1 protein-coding gene is annotated in these 1332 nt (G+C 40.2%); it reads left to right on the top strand.

Annotated elements, in window-relative coordinates; genetic code table 11:
- Positions 1–48: 48 nt before the first annotated feature.
- Positions 49–1199 (top strand): IS3 family transposase gene (locus tag ACFWXO_RS45560; protein ID WP_087614160.1). Its coding sequence is split into 2 segments (ribosomal slippage): positions 49–322 and positions 322–1199, totalling 1152 coding nucleotides; the frame shifts between segments, so codons are not numbered across the junction.
- Positions 1200–1332: the final 133 nt, after the last annotated feature.

The raw sequence follows: 1332 nt of genomic DNA, 5'->3' as shown, positions 1-1332 counted from the left end.
GAATACGGATGATTGTTATCCGAAATTAGACTTGGAGGTGTTTTTTCTATGGGGACAAGAGTGAGTTATCCGGTTGAAGTGAAACAGAAGGCTGTAGAAATGAGATTGGCAGGCGTACCTATGAAAGAGATCATGCAGGAGTTGAATATCAAAAATAATACGCAGATTAAGACATGGGTCAGATGGTATAAGGCTGGTGATACACATCGATTTGAACAGCCTGTTGGTAAGCAATACACTTATGGAAAAGGTCCGGAGTATTCTTCCGAATTAGAGAAACTGCAGGCAGAGAATCGATATCTGAGACAACAGAATGAAGTGTTAAAAAAGTACAACGAATTGGAAAGGAAGTTGATAGCCAAACGTCAGTCGAACTTGTAGAAGAATTGCACAGCACAATGACCGTGCAGGATATCTGTATTCATTTAGGTATCTCTCGCTCGTCTTATTATCGTTGGAAGAAGAATCTGAAGAAAGATCATCCCAAGCGCCATTTAGAAAAACAAATCGGCACGTTGTGCCGAGAGCACCAGTATCGATATGGATATCGAAAAATCACAGCTATATTAAAAAAGAGAATGTGTATTAACCATAAAACGGTTCAGCGTATTATGCAGAAAAATCAGTGGCAGTGCCGGGTTAAGGTGAAAAAGCGCAAGAAGAATGGGCAGCCATATGCCGTGGTCGACAATATATTAGATAGGAACTTTCAGTCTGATCATCCTCTTGAAAAACTAGTAACAGACATCACGTATTTGCCTTATGGACAGAAACAATTGTACCTTTCCAGTATATTGGATGTATATAATGGAGAAGTGATTGCTTTTACGATTGGAGATAAGCAGGACACAGACTTTGTCTTACACACACTTGATCAACTGCCAACACTGCCTGAGAACTGCGTGTTACATAGTGACCAAGGATCTGTGTATACATCTTACGAGTATCAGAAAGCTGTTAAAACAAAAGGCATTACCATGAGCATGTCCCGCAAAGGGACACCCGCTGATAATGCCTCCATCGAATCGTTTCATTCCTCACTAAAGTCTGAAACGTTCTATCTTAACAGCATTGATCGAACCACGACCGCCATCGTAGAACGCACTGTCATAGAATACATTCATTATTATAACAATATTCGTATTCAAACGAAACTAAACAACCAATCACCGATAAATTATCGGCAATTGGCTGTTTAAAAGGTGTTTTGATCCCTGTCTCAAAAACGGGGGTCAGTCCCTTGTCAGGAAAGGTTTTTTATTTGAGAAGGGTCTGATAAGGTTCCAAATCGATTTTTTTGTCCCGCAGATGCCTTTTTAAGAAGGAATGGTC

This window comes from Kitasatospora sp. NPDC059088 (assembly GCF_042738155.1).
In the GTDB taxonomy this organism is placed as follows: Bacteria; Actinomycetota; Actinomycetes; order Streptomycetales; family Streptomycetaceae; genus Kitasatospora.
Note: the sequence above shows the minus strand (reverse complement) of the source record. Positions and strands in the feature narration are given on the sequence as shown.